Here is a 22,517-nt window from a genome sequence, read left to right as displayed (position 1 = left end):
TTCTACTGGGAAGCAGGAAGAACATGATCGGGCCTACGGAACAAGGCAGCGACCACCTGGGCGAAGCTCCCTGGGACGACGGCGCGGTCACGGACCGGTTCCCGGCCTGCCCCGCGGAAGCGCGAGCGGCGGCGGAGACCGCCTGCGGCGGGCCGGTCGCACTCACGGAGATCACCTACCGACGTGGAGCAGCGGTGTGGAAGGCCACCGGACTCGCCGGCCGGTCCGTGGCGGTGAAGGCCGGATACGGGGACGTGCGGACAGTGACCGCGCGGGAAGCGGAGACCCTGGGCCTGCTGCCCGGCTACGGGGTGGTCTCCGGGCAGGACGAAGCCTCGGGGTGGCTCGTGACCCCGTGGCTGGACGGCCCATCCGTCTGGGAAGTCTTCAGGTCCGTACGCGAGGGCGCTCACGACCGGCCGGGCGTGCTGGAAGCGGCCGACGGCCTGTGCCGGGCTGTCGCCGCGTTGCACACCATGGGGTGGGTCCACTCCGACCTGCAACCCGACCACGGCGTCCTCACCGACCACGGGGTCAGGCTGATCGACCTCTCATGGGCGCTACGGCCGGGTTCCACCCCGGAGGCCACCTTCAGAGGCGGCATCCCCCACCTCGTCGCACCAGAACTGTCCGCCCGCCTCGCCGTGACCGAACATCCCGTTCCCACGACCGCAGCCTCCGACGTCTACGCCCTGGCCGGAACTCTGTGGTCCTGTGTCACGGCCCGTTGGCCACTCGACTACCGGGCAGGAGGGATCGACCCGACGCGGCTCACTTGCGCCGAACTCCGCGCCGTCATCGCAAGCCGACGGCTCCCCCTCGACGACAGACCCCTGTGGCCCGCGCTACAGAACACGCTCCGCCCGATCCTCCTGGGGCATGCCGACGACCGGCCCACCGCCTCGGAACTCGCCGAGCTGATCAGAGCCGTCGATACGCCTGACCGGCGAACATGACGCCTGACGTTTCAGCCTGCCCTTTAAGCCTCAGATGCCCTGCCGACAACTCTGTCAGGGGCGCCGAGCCGGCCCGCTGTATCTCCTCCTCGCCCAGCCTGCTCCGAGAGCGACTACGGCGATCACAGACAGCAGGACGGTTCCAAGGACCACCGTCGCCCCGGCTGAAATCACAATGATGGCCCACCACGGCGGATCAGCTTCCACAATGCCCCTTAAGGAATCACGAACACCAAACACGACGCCGGGCTCTGGGGGACTGGTTCCGTTGCGCGGTCCTGATCACTCAACGCTCGATGGCGCCAACTAAGGCGCTGCGTCCAGGCGCCGGATTCGAATGTTGCGACAAGTGAGTTCGCTCACCCGGAATTCACCGAGCAGGCGGACGGCCCACGCGTAAGCGTGCGTTCAACAGCACGATGGCGTTGAGGAACCAGGCCGAGCGCGCCGAGATAGTTCTATCCACCATCCCATCGTGGTATCCGTGTGGATGGTGCCGCGCTTGCCGTGACAGCATCTCCGGACAGCTTGTGATGAGATCCCTCGATGGTGAGCCGGCGGTTCACCAACCCAGCACAGTAGGGTTGCCGTCTCCTTCCGGCGCCGGTCTGCAACGAAACCGCGGCCCTGGTTCCACTCTGGCGGCCAGTGCTCCCCGTGCGCCTTCACGAGGTCACGGAACTTCTCAGCGGACGGGAGGCCGTCGAACACCTCAGACTCCCGCTTGCCGTTCCGGGCGCCGGCTGCACGCCAGCGGACGACGAACGTGGGGCCGTTCGGGGGCGAAGTGCGGGTGGCGGCACGGGCCTGCGTGACCGGGGCGGGATGCCAGCCTGCGGTGCTCTGTCGGTGCGGGTCCACAGCGGGTACGAGCGCCGGCTCACGGAGGATGAAGGGCACTCCAAGCTCAACCACCTCACCATCCGCGGGATCCTCACCGAGCCCGAACACGGCCTGTTCACCCAGTGCCAGCCGCACCTCAGCACAAGGCAGCGCCGTCAGCGCGCCTCACCCAAGGTCACCAGCTGGCTGACAGCGCCCGTTCAGTTTGAGGATGAACGTTTCACTAACGCAAGGTGGATCATTCTCATACCCATAAGGACATACCGGAAATTCAACCGATTAAATCGGGTTATTCTGGGTGTTTTTCTCGGCGTTGGGTGAGGCGATCGCGATCCATCCCATGGACAAGACCTGGTCGCCGCCTATGCAGAGCCTGTAGATCTCTCGCCATTGATCTCTCAAGGAGATCCGATGAAGGAGATGTGATGGGTTCTTGGTTGACCAGCAGGCCCCCCGGCCCGCTCAGATCGTCCACCGCACCTCGTGCGGACAGACGGCTGCGCCAGATAGCGGGAGCGCTGTCCCTGCTGCTGGCTGTCGAGACAGCCCTGATCGTGGAATCGACTGGGCAGGCCATAGCCGCCACCGACGAATCCTCCGCTGCCATGACGTCGGCGTCGGAGAAACCATTGGGACGCGCGGAGGCGACCGATGTGGCGTCGGCGTTGTTGATGGCACGGTTGCAGGACCGGAAGATCGAGGTGCTGTCGGAGCGGGCGGCGGATTCGACGACCTGGGCGTTGCCGAGCGGTGAGTCGCAGACTGAGTCCTACGCAGAGCCGATCCGGGTAAAGCGGGACGGCGCGTGGCAGGACATCGATACGTCGTTGTCCGACACCGGCGCCAATCTGACGCCGGAGGCCACGTCAGCTGACATTGCGGTCTCCAACGGCGGTGACAAGCAGTTGGCGTCGGTGTCCAAGGGGGACAAGTCCTTCGGCCTGGGCTGGGAGGACAAGCTCCCCACGCCGACGGTGAAGGACAGCACCGCGTCCTACGACCTGGGCGGCGGCCAGAAGCTGACGGTCACCGCGCTGGCCCAGGGGTTCTCCCAGAACGTAGTCCTGGACAAGGCCCCCGATGACGCGGTCTCCTACCGGATCCCGCTTGACCTGGACGGGCTGAAGCTGTCCCAGGCAGATTCCGGGCACCTGCTGTTGAAGGACTCCGGCGGGAAGCTGGTGGCCGAGGCATCAGCGCCGATGATGTGGGATGCGACCAAAAACGACGCCTCCGGTGAATCCGAGCACCAGGCCCCGGTCGACACGAAGATCGAAACGGCCGACGACGGCGCACAGACCCTCGTCCTCACCCCGGCCCCGGAGTTCCTGGCCACCGCGACCTATCCGGTGACGGTCGACCCCACCTCGACGCTCGCGGTGACCACGGACACCTGGATCCAGTACCCGGACTACCTCGACTCGCAGGTCGGCTCGCAGGAGCTGAAATCGGGCTCCTACGACGCCGGCACGCACGTGGCCCGCACCTACCTGAGGTTCGACGTGTCGAAGTTCTCGGGCAAGCACATCACCGGTGCGACGATGTCGCTGTACAACTACTACTCCGCCACCTGCGCCACCACAGGTGCGAGCACCACGGCACGCCGGGTGACATCCGCCTGGGACTCCCACGCGATTGTCTGGGGCTCCGAGCCGACGCTGACCACGGTCAACATGGCGACCAACACCGGGCACTGGGGCTACAACTCATCCTGCCCGGCCAACTGGTCCAACTGGACTATGACCGCCATGGTCCAGGACTGGGCCAACGGAGCCGCCAACTACGGCATCGGTATCCGCAGCGCCGACCAGAACGACTCCACCAGCTGGCGGCGCTTCCGCTCGGCGAACTACACCACCTCCGGCTACGCGCCCAAGCTGACCGTCACGTACAACTCCTACCCGGGCAAGCCCACCGTGGTCGCCCCGGTCACGGGTGCGGCGACCAATGACACGACGCCGACGCTGCAGGCAAAGGCATCTGATGCCGACGGCAACAAGCTGTACGGGCATTTCGAGGTCTGGAACTCTGCCGGTACCGCCATGATCACCTCGGGTGACTCCGCTCAGGTCGCCTCCGGTTCCACGTTCTCATGGACCTCTCCGGTCCTGGCGCAAGGTGCCTACAAATGGCGGGTTCTGTCCCATGACGGCACAGACGGCAGCGCCTGGTCGGCGTGGAGCACCCTGACAGTCGACACCACCGCCCCGAGCACGACATCCATCGCCTCGACCGACTTTCCGGCCAACACGTGGACGGGCACGCCGGATGAGAACGGGGATTTCACCGGGGACTTCACATTCACCCCGCCGCCCTCCGATACCGCGTCGGTGGTGTGGACCCTGGACGGCGGCTCCGCAAGCACCCACGCCACCACTGGTGCCGCGGTGACCGACACCATCACGTTCCGGGCGGGCAAGCACACGATCAGCGTCAGGACCCGCGACAGGGCCGGAAACGTCTCAGCCGCGACTGCATACGTCTTCTACGCCGGCTCCGGTGCGTCGCTGACCGCGCCGAACGACGGCGACCGCCCGGCACGGCGGCTGGAGCTGACCTCTGAAGGCAAGACCACGTACACGGCCGCCCGCTATCAGTATCGGCGAGGCGACACCGACACCTGGGGCGATATCCCGGTCGCGGATGTCACACGAACCGCTGACGGCACCGCACTCACCTCATGGCCCGCGCCGGCCATCAACGGCAAGCCCGCCTCGCTGACCTGGAACATCACCGACACCCTCGCCGAGGACGGGCCCGTGGACATCCGCGCGGTCTTCACCGCGGGCACTGCCACCGACAACTCTCCTGCGAATACCATCACTGTCGACCGTATCGCGGGCGCCGCCCCCGAGCTCCCGGTCGGCCCCGGCAGCCTCAACGCGCTCACCGGCGACTTCGTGCTCGGCGCGACCGACACCACCGTCTTCGGAATGTCCATCACCCGCACCGCCTCCTCGCGCCGCCCCAGCCAGGGCTCCCAGGCAGCCGGCCAGTCCGCGATCTTCGGCCCGCAGTGGTCCTCCGGTCTGGAACTGGCGGCCACCGGCAGCAAGTGGTCCACGGTCCACGAGACCGGCACTGCCCTCGCCACCGTTGCCGACGGCGACGGCAAGCGGACCGGCTTTACCGCCACCACGACCGGCGGCTGGAAGCCCGAGCCCGGAGCCGAGGGCCTCACCCTCGCCAAGCAGACCAACGGCTCGTACACGCTGACCGACACATCCGGCGTCATCAGCACCTTCACCAAGCCGACCGGCACCGACGCCTGGCAGCTCTCCAGTACCACGCGTCCTACCGACGACCCGGCCAACCCCAGCACCTATCTGCTCTCCACAGTCGTCACCGAGAACGCCAAGCAGGTATCGCGCCCCAAGTACCTGGTCACCCACACCAGCGCCGTCTCCGTCGACATCTGCAAAGTCACGCCGGCCACCAAGGGCTGCCGCGTCCTGGAGTACCTCTACGCGCCAGCCACCACCGCCACCACCAGCACACTCGGCAACTACGCGAACCGCGTCTCCGGCATCCGCCTGTGGGCCACCGGCCCCGGCGCCACCGCCGCGACCGTGACCAACGTCGTGTCGTACCTGTACGACCAGGACGGCCGCCTGCGCCAGATGTGGGACCCGCGCACGCCGTCGGAGCTCAAGACCGAGTACGAGTACGACGCGGCCGGCCGGGTCACCAAGTTCACCGAGCCCGGTGTGCTGCCCTGGGCCTTCACGTACGCCACGGCCGGAGCCTCGCCCGTGGCCGGTGGCGGCATGCTCGTCAAGGCCTCCCGCCCCACCCTCACGCAGGGTTCGGCGACCCTGACCAACGGCACCGCGACCACCGGAATCGTCTACGACGTCCCGCTGACCGGTACGAACGCCCCATACGGCATGAGCGCCACCCAGGTCGGCGACTGGGGTCAGCGCGACGTTCCGACCGACGCGACCGCCGTCTTCCCCTCCGACCAGATGCCTGCCTCTCACAGCGGTGACCAGCTGACGGCGACCGCCTACCAGCGCGCCGCGATCACCTATACCAACGCCTCCGGCCGCCAGGTCAACACCGCGCAGCCCGGCGGACACATCTCCACCACCGAGTACGACGCCTTCGGCAACGTCGTCAGCGAACTGACCGCGGCCAACCGCGAGCTGGCCCTGGGCACGGCCTCCGGCGCCACCGAGATGCTGGACGCTCTGCGCATCGCCACGCTGCCCACCGCCGAGCGGGCCAACCTGCTGTCCGCCACCAGCGTGTACAGCAAGGACGGCGTCAGTGAGATCGAGGCCTGGGGCCCGCTCAAGCTGACCGGCGTCTCCGCCCCGCTGCCCGCCACCGGCGGGCTCCCGGCCGTCTCGGCGGAAAGCGAGCTCCCCGCCCGCGAGCACACCCGCATCGTCTACGACGAGGGCCGGCCCACCAACGGCAGCGCCAAGGTGAACCACCAGGTCACCAAGGAGATGACCGGCGTGCAGGTCCCTGGCTACGCTGAGGTCGACGTACGTACCAACTCGACCGCGTACGACTGGGACAAGGGCCTGCCCACCTCCAAGACGGAGGACCCGGGCGCTCTGTCCCTGACCCGCTCCGCCCAGTACGACTCCATGGGCCGTCCGACGCTGACCACCAACCCGGCCGGCAGCGGCACCGACGCCTCATCGTTCGTGACCACGTACTGGACGGCGGGTGGCACGGGTGACTGCTCCAGCCGTCCCGAATGGGCCGACCTGGTCTGCAAGACTGCCCCGGCCGCCGCGATCAGCGGCACCAACGGCAACCCGACCGCGGGGCTGACCACGGTCACCGAGTACGACCGGCACGGCCAGATCGCCAAGGTCACCGAAACCGGCAACGGCACCACCCGCACGACCGTGACGACGTACGACACGGCGGGCCGCCCGGAGAAGACCACCATCACCGGCAACGCCGGAGCGGCCGTCCAGGAGAGCACCACCACCTACAACGCGGGCAACGGCAAGATAGCCAAGACGTCCACCACGGACGGCGCTGCCCTGACCAACGCCTACGACGCGCTGGGCCGCCTGATCAGGTACACCGACGCAGAAGGCGCCACCACGTCCACCGAGTACGACGCGCTGAACCGGACCGTGCGGACGGCGAGCTCCGCCCCGTACACGACCACCTACGAGTACGACTCCACCGCTGAGCCCCGGGGCCTGGCGACCAAGGTGACGGACTCCGCAGCCGGCGTCTTCACCAACGTGTACGACGGCGACGCCCTCACGATCAGCCAACAGCTGCCCGGCGGGATCACGATGCGCCAGACCAACGCACCCAACGGTGAAGCGGTCGCCCGCACCTACACTCTCACCGGCCAGACCGAGCCCTTCTTCGCCAGCAACGGCACCACCTCGGTACACAAGGAGACGGTCGAACGGGCCGGCCTGACGGTCGCCGTCAACGCCTACGACAATGGAGGCCGCCTCGTACGCAGCGCGACCGAGGCGCAGGACGGCTCCGGCAACTGCGCCCTCTACACCTACACCTACAACGCCAACGGCACCCGCAAGAGCGAGGCCTCGGCCACCGGCAACGCTGTGACCGGCTGCCCGACCTCGACGGGTGTCGCCACCAGCCACACCTACGACTCGGCCGGCCGAATCGTGGACGCGGGCTACGTGTACGACGGCCGCAGCCGTCTGACCGCCTCACCCGACGGACTGACCACCGACTACTTCGCCAACGACCAGCAACAGCGCCAGACGGTGGGCGACCGCCGCCAGACCTGGACACTGGACCCGGCGGGCCGTAAGCGCGGCGCGGTTATCGAGACCGGCTCGGGCGGGCTCTGGACGGTCGCGGACACCCAGAAGTTCCACTACGACGAGGCCGACCAGCTGGTCTGGACCCAGGGCACAGCCGGTATCACCCGCACCCTGATCACCGAGGTCGACGAACTCAACGGCATCGCGGCCATCGACGCGGACGGCTCGGTGACGATCGAGCTGAACGAGGCCACCAACGAGGGCCAGATCCAGTACAGCCCCGGCACCGGCGCCCTCCTCGTGCAGGACGGCGGCCAGCTCTCCGGCTCCGCCCTCGCCGACCAGCTCAGCGGCCAGGAGGTCACCGGTTCCGGTAGCGAACTCGCCCTCTGCATGGGCTGTGCGGCGGCCCCGCTCTCCGAGCCGATGAGGATCACCGCGTACGGCTCGCCCGGCGGTTCGAAGGCCTCGGCCACCGACTACTGGCTTTTCGACCGGGGCCTGTGGGCCTTCCGCGACGAGAAGAAGCGGAAGGGCCACCGCACCGACCTGATCTGGAAGGACGACGGCTGCTCGGCCCCGTGGTACAGCTACATCGTCATCGGGCCTTCACTGGCGTACTACAGCAGCCAGTTCTACTGGCCCTGTGCCCGGCACGACTTCGGTTATCGGAACTACCAGAAGCAGAAGCGCACGACGCGGCACAACAAGGACCGGATCGACTCGCGCTTTAAATACGATATGAACAAGCGGATCTGCGAGCCGAAAATGTACCTGCCCGAGAAGGCGTGCAACGGCGCTGCCTACGGTTTCTGGTATGCGGTCAACAAGTTCGGAGACAGCGCCTTCTTCTGAACCGCTGACCTCACCCGCCCGGGGGAGCGACCGTAAGGCGTTCCCCCGGGCAGGGGGTGTATCCGGCACACCGGAGCCCACCCGTAGTCCCCTCCGAGCGTCGGGGCCGTCAGCCCCCCCCTTCGCTCTCCCTCTCAATTCTTCCTTCACTCTCAGGAGACACCCTCATGAACGGCACCAGCCCCGCCGCCTCCCGCGTGGCCGCCCCGGCCGCCGCCGCCCTAGCCGCAGGTGCCTACCTCCTGCTGATGCCCTGGGACCCGCGCGCCAACGTTCCGGTCGAGCCGGGTTCGGACACGCTGACCACCGGCCACACATGGTGGGGCGTCGGTCTTTTCATCCTGATCCTGGTGGGGCTGGCCGCGACGGTGGGCCGCTTCACCGACCGGCCCGGCGTGGCCATGGCGGCTGTCGGTGGTGTTCCCTCCGCGCTGTTGCTGGCTTCTTACCTCACGCACGAGCCGGAGGCGGACGGCTTCGACGGGCTGTGGCCCACCAGTTGGCTGTTCGCGGCCGTGCTGATGGTGGCCGGCAGCTGCCTGGTGGCGGCGCTCGCCCGGCCGGGACGCGATTCTGCCCTGCTCCCGGGCGATGCGAACAACCTGCTGCTGCCCGCGGTATATGCCGGCGTCGCGGCCTTTACCGCCTTCTTCCTCAAGGCGATAGCGGCGGACTCCGGCCCGGTGGCCCGAACCGTCAGCGGCATCCTCTCCCTGGCCCTCGGGTACGGACTGGGCTGGGCGCTGCGTGCCACCGGCCGCGGCCTCGGGACCACGGTCGCCCTGGTGGCGGGCGCGGTGGTACTGATCGCGGCCATCGACAACTCAGCCGCCCCGCTGTGGGGCCGGCACATGCCGGACCTGGCCGCCTGGACCGTGACGGTCGCCGCGTACGTCCTGGGCACGGCCCTGGCATTCGCGGTCCACCCGGGCCGGGCCGTGCCGACGCGCCCGGCGCACTGACACCGGACACGCTCCCCGAAGGAGTCTTCATCGCCCCGGCGAAGACAGCGGTCCAGCCTGCCGTCGACAGGCCCTGAAGAACGCCGGCACCACGGCGAGCGTCAAGGGTCTGCTTGTGCGCGAGCTGACTTCTCCTTGTAGATACGGCAACGAATCATGCTTGTGCCGGCGACGGAAGCAGACGTTGGGGAAGAATCTTCGGCGGCTCGGGGAACGATCAGCCAGGGCATGAATACCCGCACGTCAGCCCCACTCATGAACAGACCGGTGCCGCACACCACATCAGGTGCGCGGCACCGGGTGTTATCCGACCTTCCCGGCGGAGAATGAGAAATGACATCCATGGCTGATACCGCTTACGCGGCGCTCACCGCAAGTGCTGACCAGTTCGAGCAGCACGGGATGCGTTATCAGGTTACGGACGCGACCCACGCCGAGGCCGCCGACGTCTGGACGAACCGACGTTTTGGACTCGTCCTAGTACTGCACCGCAGAAAAGATGGCCTGGTCGCGAGCGAAGTCTTTTCGGGAATCCTGGCGCACAAATAACGATTGCCAAGGCAAACAGCATCGCACCCCTCCAGGACTTGCCACGTGGCACTCCGAACTGGCTCATCACCGCGCCGCAACCTGGACCGATCCCCCCTCCACTCCCGGGATCACGAATACGCTCAAGCCACGGGAAGATCTACACAGGGCCAGCATCGGCACGGCGCAAAGCCAAGCAGGGGAAGTCCAGCGGCAGACAGACCGACGCAGACCCAAAAACAGAAGCCAGAGGAGACGGGGATGCAAGCGGCAAGCCGGGTGGAGCCCGACCGGGTTCCCCAGAAGCACATAATGCCAGCTATGTCGGAATCTGGAGAAGTGAGTAAAAACAGGCGCCTGCCCAAATAAACCCGCAGGTCGGCGCCTGTGGTCCCCGCGCCCGCGGGGTTGGTCCCCCAGCCGCGCGGCCGTCCGCCCGCTGGATACTGTGGTCCCCGCGCCCGCGGCGTTGTTCCCCCGCCCGTAACGTCCGTCACTGCGCCACCATGGTGGTGCCCGCGCCCGTGGGGCTGGTCCCTCACCTGGCACCACCAGATGGCAGAGTAGGACGCGCCCCCGCGCCCGAAGCCGTCTTCGGGCGATCACCCTGGGGGAAAACTCAGGCTGAGTAACGCTCAGGGTCTGGACACACCAATGCCATGGGCCCCGACGCGCACAGCCACCACAGCTTCATGATCTACGCAGGCTCACGCCCACCGCCATCTCGGCAAGCGACTTGGCGCTACGCAGCGGCCTGGGCTGCTTGAGGTCGGGCACCTGAGGTCTGGCCCAGTGCCCGTTCGACCGAGACCAGGATGACCACCCGCTCAGGGTCCGGGGCCGGCGTACGGCCGTATCGCTTTCCGTAACGGGCAACCGCGTCCTCGACTACAGCCTCGTCGGTGCACACCTCCGCCGCTCCTTCGAGCGTGGCCCACCGGCCGCCGTCGACCTGGCACAGGGCTGCGCGGGCTTCACCCCCACCCGCGAGGATATTGGCCACTTTGCGACTTGATTTGCGAGTGATAATGCGGGCCACGCCAGTGGCGACATCCACCGTCACGCCGACCGGCACGACATGCGGTCGCCCATTCGGCCGCAGCGTGGTCAACGTGCACAGGTGACGCTCGTTCCAGAACTCCAGATAGCTGTCCGACTGGGCACATATCGCATTCAACATGACTGAAAGCATAAGCGCCGCAGTTGCCCGAACTGCCCCAAAGTGACCGCCACCACACGCTCCCCCGATCGGGGGCTTTGTCCACTTCACGACCTTTTACGGGAATACCACTCCCACCTAGAGTCTCAGGTTAATAACGGAGCCCTCCACCGACTCACAAAGTTGATCAATTCACGCCAGGCCGCAAAGCCGCAGCTCAAAGCCTCGCGTGGGGTTAAAAAGGGTTGATTTACGCCACTTTGAGTGGTCGAAATTACCTGTCATCTACACGAATCGATCATGGCTACTGGGCAAGGTCCTGTCGGAAGCGTCACGTACTGTCCAAAGAGGTCCCCGGGGACTCCACGGCGCAGCGCCGCTCAGGGCGTCAGCGCGCATTTGCGTACGTGATATTCGAGCAGATGGGAGGCCCTGGATGCCCGGCATCCTTACCCCTACGAGGGGGGGTAGTGGGGCGCGGCCGCAACCGCCTGCGGTCGTTTGCGGCGCCGGGAACCGGACGTCATCGACGTGGGCGCTCTGTCGCCCGGCTCAGGAGAGCCATCATCAGCCGACTTGGAGGGATTACTCAGTGTGGTCAGATAAGGGTGGTCGAGACGCGGCGGAGGCCACTCCCGCTCAGGACGGAACCAACCGTCGGCGCCTTGGGCGCTGGCGCACAACCACGGCCCGCCCGGTGGAGAAAGACCTGCATCGCCTGATTCGCCGCGAGCTGCAAGACCTCGGCGCCACTCCCCCACTCGACGTTCACGATCTTTGCGAGAGGCTGAGCCGACGGCGCGGGCGTCCTCTGTTCCTGCGCGAAGCTCCGCTGCCCAAGCCCGGACCCTCGGGCATGTGGGCGGAGTACGACGCGTACGACGTGATCCTTTACCAGCAGGAGACGACCCGCCTTCACCAAGAGCACATCATCCTGCACGAGGTCGGGCACATCATCGTGGCCGAGAATGAGAAGGCCACTGAAGACCCTTCGGGCAAGGCCGAGATGGACACGCCGGTTACCGATTCTGACGAAGAGGCGGCGGCCATCCACGTGGAGGGGTGGGCCACTCTGCTGCCCGTCTTCGGTACCGAATCGATCAAGCGTGTCGCCCAGCGTTGCTCGTACGACGACGGCGAGGAGTGCTCCGTCGAACTCGTGGCCACGATCATCCTGGAGTGGTCGGCCCTGCTCGCAAGCTCCACTCCTCCGGCTGATGATCCCGCCCTGCGACGGGTCGAGGCAGCTCTTGGTGACCGGCGAGGATGGCTGTAACTCGTGGAACTCCTGCTCTTGGGGCTCTTGGCCGCTCTGGTCTGGAAGCTCTACCAGTGGAAGCGAAGCCCGGATGACGCACCTCTTCGCTCGGTCACCCTCTGCCTGCTGTGTGCCGCGCTCTCGTATCCCGTAGCGATGCCCGGCGGAGCGTCCGGTGTCGACACCGTCGCCGGACACGGGACGGCGAAGCTGATCCAGAACGTACTGCTGCTGCTCGCGGTGTACTTCTTGATGTGCTTCTACCTCTACTCCGCCGCCGACGAAGATGCGGGCCGACGCAGGGCCCGGAAGGAAGCCGTCGTTGTCGCGGTCGTCGCGGTAGCGATCACCGTGGCTGCCGAGTCGGTGCCGCACAAGGTCTTCGCCGGCTCCTTCAGCACAGCCGACATGACGGCTCCGCAGATCGCGCTCTTCTACGGCGGCGCCGGCCTCTACCTGATGTATGCGCTCGGTATGGCGTGCCGGTGGACCTTCCGCTACGCCCGCATGTCCCGACGCCCGCATTCGACCGGGCTCTGGATGGCCGCTGTGGGGCTGGGAGCGATGTCAGTGGCCTGCGCAATCCGCGTCGTCATCGTCAAGAGATTTTCGCGGAGCACACGGGGCAGAAAGTATCCAAGTGGGAGCCTTTCACGGCCGAGCCGAGCCGTGCACCGGCAGAACCGCGACGGCCAGCCCACCGTGACGCGGTGACCACATACGGAACTGACCTCATCACCATCAGCTCCGAGCCTCCGGCGATCCAGTGCGGCGTCAGGCAGCGTTTACCTGGTAGAGAGCGGCGCCCGGTGCGTGCTCTCGGCGTGCCGACCCGGAGCCCTCGTACTGGATGTACCTGGCCGCCGAACAGCGGTTGATGGTCAAGAAGCCGTTCCACCTGTCGATGACCTCCCGATGCATGGCCTTGGCGTCGGTGGGCTCGTCAGCGTCGACGGGGTGACCGGCGAGGGTTTCCGCGAGGAGGGCGAATGCCTGGTCACGGGCATGGTCGATGCGGTGCCAGTCGTACGTCCGGCCGGCGGCTCCCCGACCGTGGCCGGCGGCGATTTCGAGGGCGCCGCGCGGCCAGCACGGCAACGTGGCCGTACGGCCGGGACCGGCGAACAGGTGCGGGCCCTGGTGGATGCCGACGTGTTCGATGTGGCGGGCGGCCCATTCCAGGATCGCGGCCGGGGTGTCCGAGATAACAATGCTTTCGGGGGTGTGGTGGGGCGGCACGGTGCTGTCCTTCGGGAAAGCGGGGGCGGCGGCGCGCTGCCGCCGCCCCTTCGGCCGGGCTGCTAGTGGTAGGCGGGGATCAGTCGGCGGACCTTGTCCTCTCCGATGCACCCGCCCTTGTGATGGCGCGCGCTCGGCGGCTCTCCGTTGCGCCCGCGCAGGTGGCTCCAGAACTTCGGGCCTTGCCAGTCGCACAACTCGCAGCCGAGGAACCAGTGGTTATCACTGCCGGGGAAACCGCTTCATCAGATGATTCCGGCAGACCATGTTTAATCCTCCGCGCAGCGGCAAGACGGCCCGGGCAACGTTATCTCGAAAGGAGACGTTCGATGAGTTCGGTCACAGACATTGCGAATGTCCAGGTACCGGTTCACACTGCATACAACCAGTGGACACAATTCGAGGAATTTCCGAATTTCATTGAGGGTATGAAGCAGGTCACCCAGATCGACCACCGGGAGTTCGACACTCAGATCGTCGATCAGTTCCCCGACGAGCGGAAGCGCGGCGGCGAGACCGGCGCATGGCGCGGCCGGATCCCCCCGCTCTGACCGGACTGACAGCCGTGCAGCCCGGAACGGGCTGTAACCAGCGAGGACGACACCGCCATTCCGGGTACCCGAACCAGGAAACCGGCGTGCGGCAAAAGCAATTCAGGGAAACCAATCCACAGGAGATCTCACATGGTTCCGCTGCTTCTTGTACTGCTTCTCGCCCTGATTCTTTTCGGGGCAGGGTTCGCGGTAAAAATACTTTGGTGGCTCGCCCTGGCCGTTCTGGTTCTGTGGCTGCTCGGTTTCGTCGCACGTGGTACCGGCGCCGGCGGGACCAGGTCACGCTGGTACCGCTGGTAGCAGTTCTGGTCTCCAAATCCGTAAGACAGCCAAAGCGGTAACGGCCGACAGAAAAGGGTGGCGGAGGATTTCCGCCGCCCTTTCGCCGCCGTTTCGCCGCCTTTTGGCGTCAGCGAGGCGTGCTCAGTCCCGCCTTCCCGCAGCTGCGCCTATTACTCCAGCTGTAGATCGTGATCTTGCCGCCAGGCAGGACCTACTCGTTCGCGCCGTGCCCGGGTGGCCACCCGATGACGCCTTCCGCTTGAACGTTACGCAAGGCCGCTCCGTCGAACCGGGCACCGGTGATGTTGGTCAGCCCGAGCGGGGGCACGCCAGTGTTTACGCTTCCGAACCTGGCGTCGGTCAGATCGGCGTCGCGCAGGTCAGCACCCCGCAGATCGCATCCGGCCAGGCTGACCTCGCGCAGTGAAGCGCTGCGCAGGTCTGCGTCGCTGAAGTCACAGAACTTGAACCAACAACCGTCCAGGGTGGCGTGGCGTAGATCGGCCCCGATGAACGAGCAGCGAGTGAACCGCAGCCGCGACGTGCGAGCTGAAGCAAGGTTCTGGCCGGTGAAGTCCTCACCGTTCACGGCCGCATAGTTGTGGAGCGCGGCGAGTCGTTGTCTCGCGGTCAGTGGCGTGGTCATGCGCGCCAGCGTGTCAGCCGGGTCGGTGGCCGTCGCCCGGATTTCCGGCAGTTCGCCGTCCGTCAGCCGGTCACACAGGTCCGGGCTGGTGCGGGAGTCCCGGGCAGAGGAGGGCGCATTGCTGATGCTGGAGTGGACGAAGGAGGGTATGGCCGCTCACGGCTGGTTCATGGAGGAGACACTGTTCGAAGAGGGCTGAACTTCGAGCTACGGCTTTCCCTGCTGCGTTACGGGCGTGGGGTGAACGGCACGCTGCGGCACGGGAGGGGCGGGCATAGGTGGTCGCGGTCGATGCCCTCCTGGCCTTCGGCCGGAAGCTGATACCGGTCTACAGGATGCTGGGACACCGCCTTGGCGTCGCCGTCCAGGCTGTGTCCCCCCAGCGAGCGGAGGCTGCCATTTGTCCGGGGTAAAGGTCGAATTGGCCCTCGCTGTCGACCCGACGCCGCTCGGCTGCCCTAGGCTCCACTCATGCCGATACCGAAGCGCGGATACGACGCTCTACCCACGCCGCACCGCGTTCTCGGAGGCAGTATGGCGCCCAGCCGCCTGGAGATCCTGCTCGCCAAGCGGCCCATCGTCACGGGCATCGTCGTTGCGCTCCCCATCGGCATCGCCACAGCCGTAATCGCCCAACCTCTCACGGGCATCATCGCGACCCTCATCGTCGGTGCCCTCGCGGGAGCCGACGGTTACGTGCGGAAGAGCCGGCACGAGACGCTCGTCCACCAAGGACTGTGGACACCCCGCGGCTAAGCAGAGCCGGGCTTCCCACCACCGGTCTTCTTCGCATGCGCCATCTCGGCCGAGGCGTCAGTCCGTACGGATCCCGCGCTCATCGCGCACCCCGCCCTCGCGGATCACCAGCGGCGCGTACCCGCCGCGCCGCCGGCCCTAGACCCGCGGCGTCAATCCTGCGCAGCGGTGTCATCTCTTTTGCGACTTCCCTATTGTGTGTGGGTTCGACAATTGGGCCCGCGGATGTTTTTGAGAGAAAGACCGCCTCCAGGCTTACCGTACCGGCACCCGCCACCACCGAACGTCCAGGAGGAGCACCGCATGAGCATCGAGAAGACCCTTATCGCAGCAGCCTTGCCCTCGGATGGTGACGAGGGTCCGGTGGAGACGGGGGAGCGTAAGCGGCGTTTGCGTCGGCGTCTGGAGCGGCTGATCGGGGTGGCTGCGACCGAAGGCAACGAGCTTGTCCCGTTGCGTAACGGCGATGAGATCTTTCCCGCGATGCTGGCTGCGGTGCGCGGGGCCGAGTACACGATCGACCTGATGACGTTCGTGTACTGGCGCGGGCAGATCGCGCGCGACTTCGCCGCTGCCCTGGCCGACCGCGCCCGCGCCGGCGTTAGGGTGCGGCTGCTGCTGGACGGCTTCGGCGCCAAGGAGATCGAGCAGGACCTTCTCGATGACATGGACGCCGCCGGGGTGCTGGTCGCCTGGTTCCGCAAGCCTGCGTGGATCTCCCCGCTCAAGCAGAACCACCGCTGCCATCGCAAGGCTCTCATTGTGGATGAGCACACCGCGTTCACCGGCGGGGTCGGCATCGCCGAGGAATGGTGCGGCGATGCCCGTACCCCCGAGGAGTGGCGTGACACACACGTCAAGGTCCGTGGCCCGGCGGTGGACGGGATCGCGGCCGCGTTCGCCCAGAACTGGGCCGAGTGCCACGAGGAGCTTTTCGATGACCGCGACCGGTTCACTGAACATGCCCAGCCGGGATCCTCGACCGTGCAGGTGGTGCGGGGCTCGGCCAGCTTCGGCTGGCAGGACATGCAGACCCTGATCCGCGTCATGCTCACCTCCGCACAGGAACGCTTCCGCCTGTCCACCGCCTACTTCGCCCCTGACACCTACTTCATCGACCTGCTGTGCGCCACCGCCCGCCGTGGCGTCCAGGTCCAGATCCTGCTGCCCGGCCCCCACACCGACCAGCGCGCCTGTCAGCTCGCGGGTCAGCACCACTACGCCGCGCTGCTCGCGGCCGGTGTCGACATCCGCCAGTACCAGCCGACCATGCTCCACACGAAGATCATGACCGTGGACGGGGTCGCCGCGCTGATCGGCTCCACCAACTTCAACCGCCGCTCGATGGATCATGACGAAGAAGTCATGCTCGCCGTCCTCGACGAGGCCTTCACAAGAGTCCTGGACGACGACTTCGATCACGACCTGACACGCAGCGAGGCGATCGATGCTGCCCGGTGGAAGCGCCGGCCCCTGCCCCAGCGTTTGAAGGAAGCGGCCGTCATTCCCGTGCGGCGCTTCCTGTGACCGTGCGGGCTCTGCGCTCGGGCTCTTGGCACGTGGGGAACCAGCGCGAAGACCTCCGAAGCGGGCTGTCCTGGCCCTCCCAAGGGCGGGCACAGGCGCCGCCGGCGGACACAGCGGCGGGGCCACAGCTCTGCCGGCTGTGGCCCCGCCGTGAAGTGAAGCGCCCGGATTAGGGCCTGTGTGAGGTCGTGATCATCTGGTCGTGGGTATGAGGTCGTTGATCCAGAGCATGGAGGCCCTGAGGTGGAGGCCGGCGTCGTAGCTTTCGGGGGTCTTGTCGTAGCGCTGGCGATGCCTCGCCAGGCTTTCAGTCTGTTGATCATGCGTTCGACGGTGTTGCGGTCCTTGTAGAGGTCCGTGTCGTGGGTGAGGGGCCGGCCGCCTCTGCGGCCTCTGTTCTTGCGGTGGGCGGCTTGGTCCCTCTTCTCCGGGATGACGGCCTTGATGCCGCGTCTGCGCAGGTAGGCGCGGTTGGCGCGGGAGGAGTACGCCTTGTCCCCGGCCACGGCGGAGGGCCGGGTGCGCGGGCGCCCGACGGACAGCCGGACACGGACCTTCTCCAGGATCGGGACGAACTGCGGGCTGTCGGCGGCCTGTCCGGCGGTCACCACGATCGCCAGCGGCCGGCACCAGCGGTCGGACGCAAGATGGACCTTGCAGGTCAGGCCACCTCTGGATCTGCCGAGCAGGGCCTGTTTCAGACGGACCCTGCGCCGGCGCCGGACGCGTCGCCGCTCTTCGGGGCCGGGGCCGTCTCCGGTGTCCTGTCCGTTCTGTTCCGCTGGGCCGCCCCCTTTTGCCGGGTCTGTTCCTGTTCCCGCACGGCCTTCTCCAGGGCTTCCATGACCTCGGGATCGATGCGCATCCCGGCGGCATCGTGATGCGCTCGGGCGGTCGTGGAATCCACACTGACCAGCGACAGGTCCGTCTTCCCCCGCCGGGCGGCCTCGGCGATCAGCCCTTCCAGCAGCGCGGTGAAAACTCCCGCGTCCCGCCAGACCCGGAAACGGCCGTAGACGGTGGGCCAGGGGCCGAACTCCGCGGGCATTTCACGCCACTGAGCGCCGGACCTAAAACGCCAGATCACCCCCTCGAACTGCTCCCGAAGTTTCACCGGATAGGGGCCGTACTCGCCGATCGGCAAGTACGGCTGGATGAGTTCCCACTGGTCGTCGCTGAGTTGTCGGCGCGTCACACCGACTTCCTACTGCGATCCACCCCTGCACGGCAGCGAAATGAAAATACTGATCACGACATCACACAGGCCCTAGTCCTTGAGGGCGTCCTTGATCTTCTCGCCTGCCTGCTTGATGTCTCCCTTGGCCTGGTCGGCCTTTCCCTCGGCTTCCAGACGCTGGTTACCGGTCACCTTGCCGGCCGCTTCTTTTGCTTTGCCCTTGAGCTTGTCACCAATGTTGGCGGCCTTGTCCTGTGTGCTCATCGAAACCATTCCTCCCAAGTGGGCGACATCCCTGGAGCCCAGCTGATGCCCGGCCCGCACCGAACCTCTACCCCAAAAATCGGCACGGACGACTCCGCCGCCCACAGGACACCCTCAATGCCGAAGATCGACTGCGCCGGGCCCCGCCCTGGCGCTGGGACCCGGCCAGCCGTCTCCCAGGGCCGGATCAGCGGGCGGCGGCGCTGCGGGCGGTGGCCGCCGAGACGTCCGGATGGATGGTGAACACCCGGTCCAGGCCCACGGTGCGCAGGATGCGGGCAGTGTTGGCGGGTACGGCGGCCAGAGCTGTGCCCGCGCCTTGTTCGATGGCCAGGCTTCGGGCCGACAGCAGAGCGCTGATCCCGCTGGAGTCGCAGAAATCCAGGCCGGCCAGATCCAGAACCAAGAGTTGCCCCGCGGCAACGGTCAGGCCGTTCACGATCTTGCGCAGCTCGGGCGCCGTCGCGTAGTCGAGGTTGCCGGTGATCTCCAGTACGGGGCCGGTGGCGGCGTCTTGGGCAGTGATCGTCAGTGGGCTCATGTCAGATCTTCACTCGTGGTGCTCGGAAGCGCGGCGGGCACGCCGAGGGCGAGCAGTGCTGTGTCGTCGTCGAGGCCGTCGCCGAACGCGGCGAGGAGCCGGGTCAGGGCTGTGACCAGGGCCTGCGGGCCGGCCGGGGGCTGATCAGCGGTGAAGGCGCGCAGGGCGTCCTCTCCGTACAGCTCGCGGTCGGCTCCGGTGCGGGCCTCGGTCACGCCGTCGGTGTAAAGGAGCAGGGTGTCACCGGGCAGCAGCCGGGCACGGGCGGCAACGACCTCGACCTGGGGCAGAACGCCGATGAGCATGCCGCCGGTGGTGGGGAGGTAGTCGGCACTGCCGTCCGCGCGCTGGATCAGCGCGGAGGGGTGTCCGCCGGAGGCAAGGTGCACGCCGACGTGGTCGCCGGTGAGGTCGAGGACACCGAATATGGCGGTGCAATAGCGGGGGTCGCCGCTGGTGTACCGCTGGTGCAGCACCGTGTTCAACGTGGTCAGCACGCTGACCGGATCGGCATCGTGGAGGGCGGTGGCGCGCAGGGTGTAGCGGGCCAGCGAGGTCACGGCCGCGGCCTGGGGGCCCTTGCCGCAGACGTCGCCGAGGAAGAACGCCCACCGGCCGGCGACCAGGGGGAACAGGTCGTAGAAGTCTCCGCCCAGCAGATCCGGCGAGGCCGTGTGGTAATGGGAGGCTGCCTCCAGGCCCGGAACCGTGGGCAGCTTGGCGGGCAGCAGGCTCTGCTGGAGGACGGCAAGAGCTTCCTGGAGCCGCTCGCGGTCGGCCTCGGCCTGCCGGCGTGCTTCCTCGGCCGCCTGGCGGCCGCGCAGCAACTCGCTCTCGTACGCGCGGCGGTCGCGGGCGTCGAAGACGGTGGTACGGATCAGCAGCGGCTCGCCGTCCTCGCTCGTCTTCACCTTGGAGGTGACCAGCACCGGCATCCGCCCGGCTGCGGCCTTGATGTCCATGGCGATGCCGCTGACCTCGCCCTTCATCTGCAACAGTGGCGCGAAGTGCGTCTCGTGGTACAGCTTGCCGCCCACGCTCAGCAGATCAGCGAACCGCATCAGCCCCACCACCTGGGCCCGCTCCAGGCCCAGCCACTCCAGCAACGTGGTGTTGATCTTCGCGATGGTGCCGTCCATCAGCGTCGACAGATACCCGCACGGGGCCTGCTCGTACAGCTCCTTGGCACTGTCCTCCAGCAGCGAGGCGAACACCACATCCTTGGCGTCCACATCCTGCTCCTCACCCGGCTCCGGAGCCTGGCCCGTACGGCACATCATCAAACCGCTCCGACGAAGTCGGTGATCGCCCCCGTGGTGGCCCGCGGTGCGCTCAGCTGCGGGCAGTGCCCCGTCGCCTCCAGGGTGACCAGCCGACTGCCGGGGATGGCGTCGCGGACGTAGGCGCCGACCTCGCGGGGAGCGATCACGTCCTGCCGGCACTCCAGGATCAGCGTCGCCACTGTGACCGTCTTCAGGTCCGCGCGGCTGTCGGACAGGAACGTCGTGCGGGCGAAGACCCGGGCCATGTCCGGGTCGGTCGCGCAGAACGAGCCGGTCAGCTCCTGGCCGAGTTCCGGACGGTCCGCGTTCCCCATGATGACCGGTGCCATCGCCGCCGACCAGCCCAGATAGTTCGACTCCAAAGACTCCAGCAGCTCGTCGATGTCCTCCGCGCTGAAACCGCCACGGTAGCCGTCTTCGTCGATGTAGCGAGGCGAGGGAGCGACCATCACCAGACGCGAGATACGCTCCGGCGCCTTCGCAGCCGCGTGCACCCCGACCATCGCGCTGACCGAATGCCCAACGAACGTCACATCCCGCAGATCCAGCTCCTCGGCAACCTCCAGCACATCGCGCGCGTAGCCCTCCAGCGAGCTGTAGCGCCGCTCATCCCAGGCCGAAGAGTCCGCCCGACCCGAGCCCACGTAGTCGAAGAGCACCACCCGGAAGCTCTCGGCCAGGGCGGGGGCCACCAGACGCCACATGTTCTGGTCACAGCCGAACCCGTGGGCCAGCAGCAACACCGGCCCGTCCGCACGGCCGGTGACGGTGACGTTGTTCCTGCGACGGATATCCATACCCGCCAGTTTCCCATCGCCCTCCCTTCTCAAAGCAGGGGCTTGGCCGTCACCGGCGACAGCCGCGGCTGTGACGGCGCGAATTCGCGCGACGGCAGGAAGCGCCACATTCTGACCGACACCCTGGGCCTGCTGCTGAAGGTGACCGTGCCTGCCAATGTGCACGACTCGATGGCCTCCCCGGGGTTGCTGAAGCGGTTCATGGCCGCGCCGGGCCGGCTGCTCAAGCTGGTCTGGGCTTGCAGCCCCTTGGCCCGGCGTCCGGCCGGAGCGGGAGGGCCGCCCGCGGCCCGGACGTTCCGGCCGGCTGCGAGCCGGGCCGGGCTGAGCCGTCCCGAAGGGCGCGCCCTTCGTACAGGGCCCGGTGTCCGGGGCCGGCCGCCGACGCGGGCGGTTCCGGACGGCGGTGGGCGCTGCGTGGGGTGGGCGGCTCGATGCCGCACGGCCCACGGCCCGGCGGCCGGGGTCCGGCCGGGCGGTGACTCTCGCCCGGCCGGGCTCCTGCTACGCGGCGACCGGTTCGCGTGCGGCGACCCGGCACCGGGTGAGTACGGTCTGTGCGGTCTCGCCGTAGATGCTGTGGTCCTTGACCGTGCCGGTCAGCTCGACCTCGTCGCCCTGGTCGGGGACCGTCCCGGCGCTGCTGAACCAGACGAACACGTTGCCGCTCGGGTCCTGGAACTTCACCAGTCGGCGGCGCTGGGTGTGGTAGCCGTACGTACGGTCCTCCAGCTCGATCACGGTGGTGACGGTGGCGGTGGTGGTGATCCGCTCGCCCACTGTGCCCTGCGGCTTGCTGTTCTGGGTGGCCCGCTCGGCGGCTTCCTTCTCCTGGTCGCGGTACCAACCCGCGATGGCGGACACCAGCGTCGGCAGGTGGCGCGGGTCGACCGTCTCACCCTTGGCGAGCTGGCCCACCTTGTGGCGGTAGTCGGAGAGGCTGCCGTATCCCTGGACGGCCCACGCCCGGACGGCGGCGGCGGTGGTCGGCGCGTCGGGGTTGGCGTCGATACCGTCCTTCCACTCCTGCGGGGCCTTGCGGTCGAAGAAGTACGCTTCGACGCCGTCGGCGGTCGGCATCGTGTTCTTCCACTGCTCGGACCGGCTGTAGAACCTGCCCTCCGTCTTCACGATGGCGGCGGTGACCCGCAGAACCTCGGTCACCGGGAC

General features: G+C 67.4%; 18 protein-coding genes and 2 pseudogenes. 11 read left to right on the top strand and 9 right to left on the bottom strand.

Features of this window, described 5'->3' with window-relative positions; genetic code table 11:
• The first annotated feature begins 23 nt into the window (after window positions 1-23).
• The 4 genes from DVK44_RS15780 to DVK44_RS15765 all read left to right on the top strand — a co-directional run bounded on the left by DVK44_RS15780 (window position 24) and on the right by DVK44_RS15765 (window position 9,885).
• Entirely contained in the window at window positions 24-956 is a 933-nt protein-coding gene (locus DVK44_RS15780) for a protein kinase family protein (RefSeq protein ID WP_114660251.1), read from the top strand.
• Window positions 957-2,224: 1,268 nt separating this feature from the next.
• Window positions 2,225-8,374, top strand: coding sequence for a phospholipase A2 (locus tag DVK44_RS15775; protein WP_114660250.1), 6,150 nt, complete (start codon window positions 2,225-2,227; stop codon window positions 8,372-8,374).
• A gap of 167 nt (window positions 8,375-8,541) precedes the next feature.
• Window positions 8,542-9,336 carry a hypothetical protein gene (locus DVK44_RS15770; RefSeq protein WP_114660249.1) on the top strand — a complete coding sequence of 265 codons (795 nt, stop codon included), beginning with the start codon at window positions 8,542-8,544 and terminating at the stop codon, window positions 9,334-9,336.
• A gap of 342 nt (window positions 9,337-9,678) precedes the next feature.
• Complete coding sequence (locus DVK44_RS15765; protein ID WP_114660248.1) at window positions 9,679-9,885, top strand: hypothetical protein; 207 nt, start codon at window positions 9,679-9,681, stop codon at window positions 9,883-9,885.
• A gap of 721 nt (window positions 9,886-10,606) precedes the next feature.
• Here the strand turns inward: DVK44_RS15765 and DVK44_RS15760 are convergent.
• On the bottom strand, window positions 10,607-11,044 hold the full coding sequence (locus DVK44_RS15760; RefSeq protein WP_114665156.1) for a pyridoxamine 5'-phosphate oxidase family protein: 438 nt from the start codon (window positions 11,042-11,044) through the stop codon (window positions 10,607-10,609).
• Window positions 11,045-11,720: 676 nt separating this feature from the next.
• Between DVK44_RS15760 and DVK44_RS15755 the strand changes: the two genes are divergently transcribed.
• Window positions 11,721-12,299: a hypothetical protein gene (locus DVK44_RS15755; RefSeq protein ID WP_114660247.1), complete on the top strand. Its 579-nt coding sequence runs from the start codon at window positions 11,721-11,723 to the stop codon at window positions 12,297-12,299.
• A 3-nt stretch (window positions 12,300-12,302) separates the two neighbouring features.
• Entirely contained in the window at window positions 12,303-12,995 is a 693-nt protein-coding gene (locus DVK44_RS15750) for an MAB_1171c family putative transporter (RefSeq protein ID WP_228447170.1), read from the top strand.
• A gap of 60 nt (window positions 12,996-13,055) precedes the next feature.
• Here DVK44_RS15750 and DVK44_RS15745 read toward each other — a convergent pair whose 3' ends face one another.
• Window positions 13,056-13,520, bottom strand: coding sequence for a DUF6197 family protein (locus DVK44_RS15745; protein ID WP_228447169.1), 465 nt, complete (start codon window positions 13,518-13,520; stop codon window positions 13,056-13,058).
• A gap of 329 nt (window positions 13,521-13,849) precedes the next feature.
• On the opposite strand from DVK44_RS15745, the pseudogene DVK44_RS37895 reads away from it, so the two are divergent.
• Window positions 13,850-14,020: pseudogene (locus tag DVK44_RS37895) on the top strand (SRPBCC family protein); the annotation flags it as partial.
• Window positions 14,021-14,203: 183 nt separating this feature from the next.
• Window positions 14,204-14,374 (top strand): hydrophobic protein, encoded by a 171-nt coding sequence (locus DVK44_RS15730; protein ID WP_114660245.1) that lies wholly within the window; start codon window positions 14,204-14,206, stop codon window positions 14,372-14,374.
• Window positions 14,375-14,567: 193 nt separating this feature from the next.
• Here DVK44_RS15730 and DVK44_RS15725 read toward each other — a convergent pair whose 3' ends face one another.
• The gene (locus DVK44_RS15725) at window positions 14,568-15,002 is read right to left on the bottom strand and encodes a pentapeptide repeat-containing protein (protein WP_114660244.1); all 435 of its coding nucleotides are present in this window, start codon (window positions 15,000-15,002) and stop codon (window positions 14,568-14,570) included.
• On the opposite strand from DVK44_RS15725, the gene DVK44_RS15720 reads away from it, so the two are divergent.
• From DVK44_RS15720 to DVK44_RS15710, 3 genes are all read left to right on the top strand, one after another.
• A complete protein-coding gene (locus DVK44_RS15720; protein ID WP_162793843.1) occupies window positions 15,001-15,201 on the top strand; it encodes a hypothetical protein in 201 nt (66 codons plus the stop codon). The two genes, DVK44_RS15725 and DVK44_RS15720, sit on opposite strands and share 2 nt — an antisense overlap.
• Window positions 15,202-15,536: 335 nt before the next feature.
• Window positions 15,537-15,758 (top strand): hypothetical protein, encoded by a 222-nt coding sequence (locus tag DVK44_RS15715; RefSeq protein WP_114660242.1) that lies wholly within the window; start codon window positions 15,537-15,539, stop codon window positions 15,756-15,758.
• Between the two features lie 303 nt (window positions 15,759-16,061).
• The gene (locus tag DVK44_RS15710; protein WP_114660241.1) at window positions 16,062-17,285 is read left to right on the top strand and encodes a phospholipase D-like domain-containing protein; all 1,224 of its coding nucleotides are present in this window, start codon (window positions 16,062-16,064) and stop codon (window positions 17,283-17,285) included.
• A gap of 192 nt (window positions 17,286-17,477) precedes the next feature.
• On the opposite strand, the pseudogene DVK44_RS15705 reads toward DVK44_RS15710, so the two are convergent.
• The 6 genes and pseudogenes from DVK44_RS15705 to DVK44_RS15675 all read right to left on the bottom strand — a co-directional run bounded on the left by DVK44_RS15705 (window position 17,478) and on the right by DVK44_RS15675 (window position 22,511).
• A pseudogene (locus DVK44_RS15705) lies at window positions 17,478-18,480 on the bottom strand (IS5 family transposase).
• A 72-nt stretch (window positions 18,481-18,552) separates the two neighbouring features.
• Window positions 18,553-18,726 (bottom strand): CsbD family protein, encoded by a 174-nt coding sequence (locus tag DVK44_RS15700; RefSeq protein WP_114660240.1) that lies wholly within the window; start codon window positions 18,724-18,726, stop codon window positions 18,553-18,555.
• A 187-nt stretch (window positions 18,727-18,913) separates the two neighbouring features.
• Window positions 18,914-19,267 (bottom strand): STAS domain-containing protein, encoded by a 354-nt coding sequence (locus DVK44_RS15695; RefSeq protein WP_114660239.1) that lies wholly within the window; start codon window positions 19,265-19,267, stop codon window positions 18,914-18,916.
• A complete protein-coding gene (locus tag DVK44_RS15690) occupies window positions 19,264-20,544 on the bottom strand; it encodes a PP2C family protein-serine/threonine phosphatase (protein ID WP_114660238.1) in 1,281 nt (426 codons plus the stop codon). The genes DVK44_RS15695 and DVK44_RS15690 overlap by 4 nt, the downstream gene beginning before the upstream one ends.
• Window positions 20,545-20,546: 2 nt before the next feature.
• A complete protein-coding gene (locus tag DVK44_RS15685; RefSeq protein ID WP_114660237.1) occupies window positions 20,547-21,347 on the bottom strand; it encodes an alpha/beta fold hydrolase in 801 nt (266 codons plus the stop codon).
• Between the two features lie 504 nt (window positions 21,348-21,851).
• Window positions 21,852-22,511 carry a hypothetical protein gene (locus DVK44_RS15675; RefSeq protein ID WP_228447167.1) on the bottom strand — a complete coding sequence of 220 codons (660 nt, stop codon included), beginning with the start codon at window positions 22,509-22,511 and terminating at the stop codon, window positions 21,852-21,854.
• Window positions 22,512-22,517 lie beyond the last annotated feature (6 nt).

The sequence above is a fragment of the Streptomyces paludis genome (assembly GCF_003344965.1).
GTDB lineage: Bacteria > Actinomycetota > Actinomycetes > Streptomycetales > Streptomycetaceae > Streptomyces > Streptomyces paludis.
This window is presented reverse-complemented; position numbering and strand designations above follow the sequence as displayed.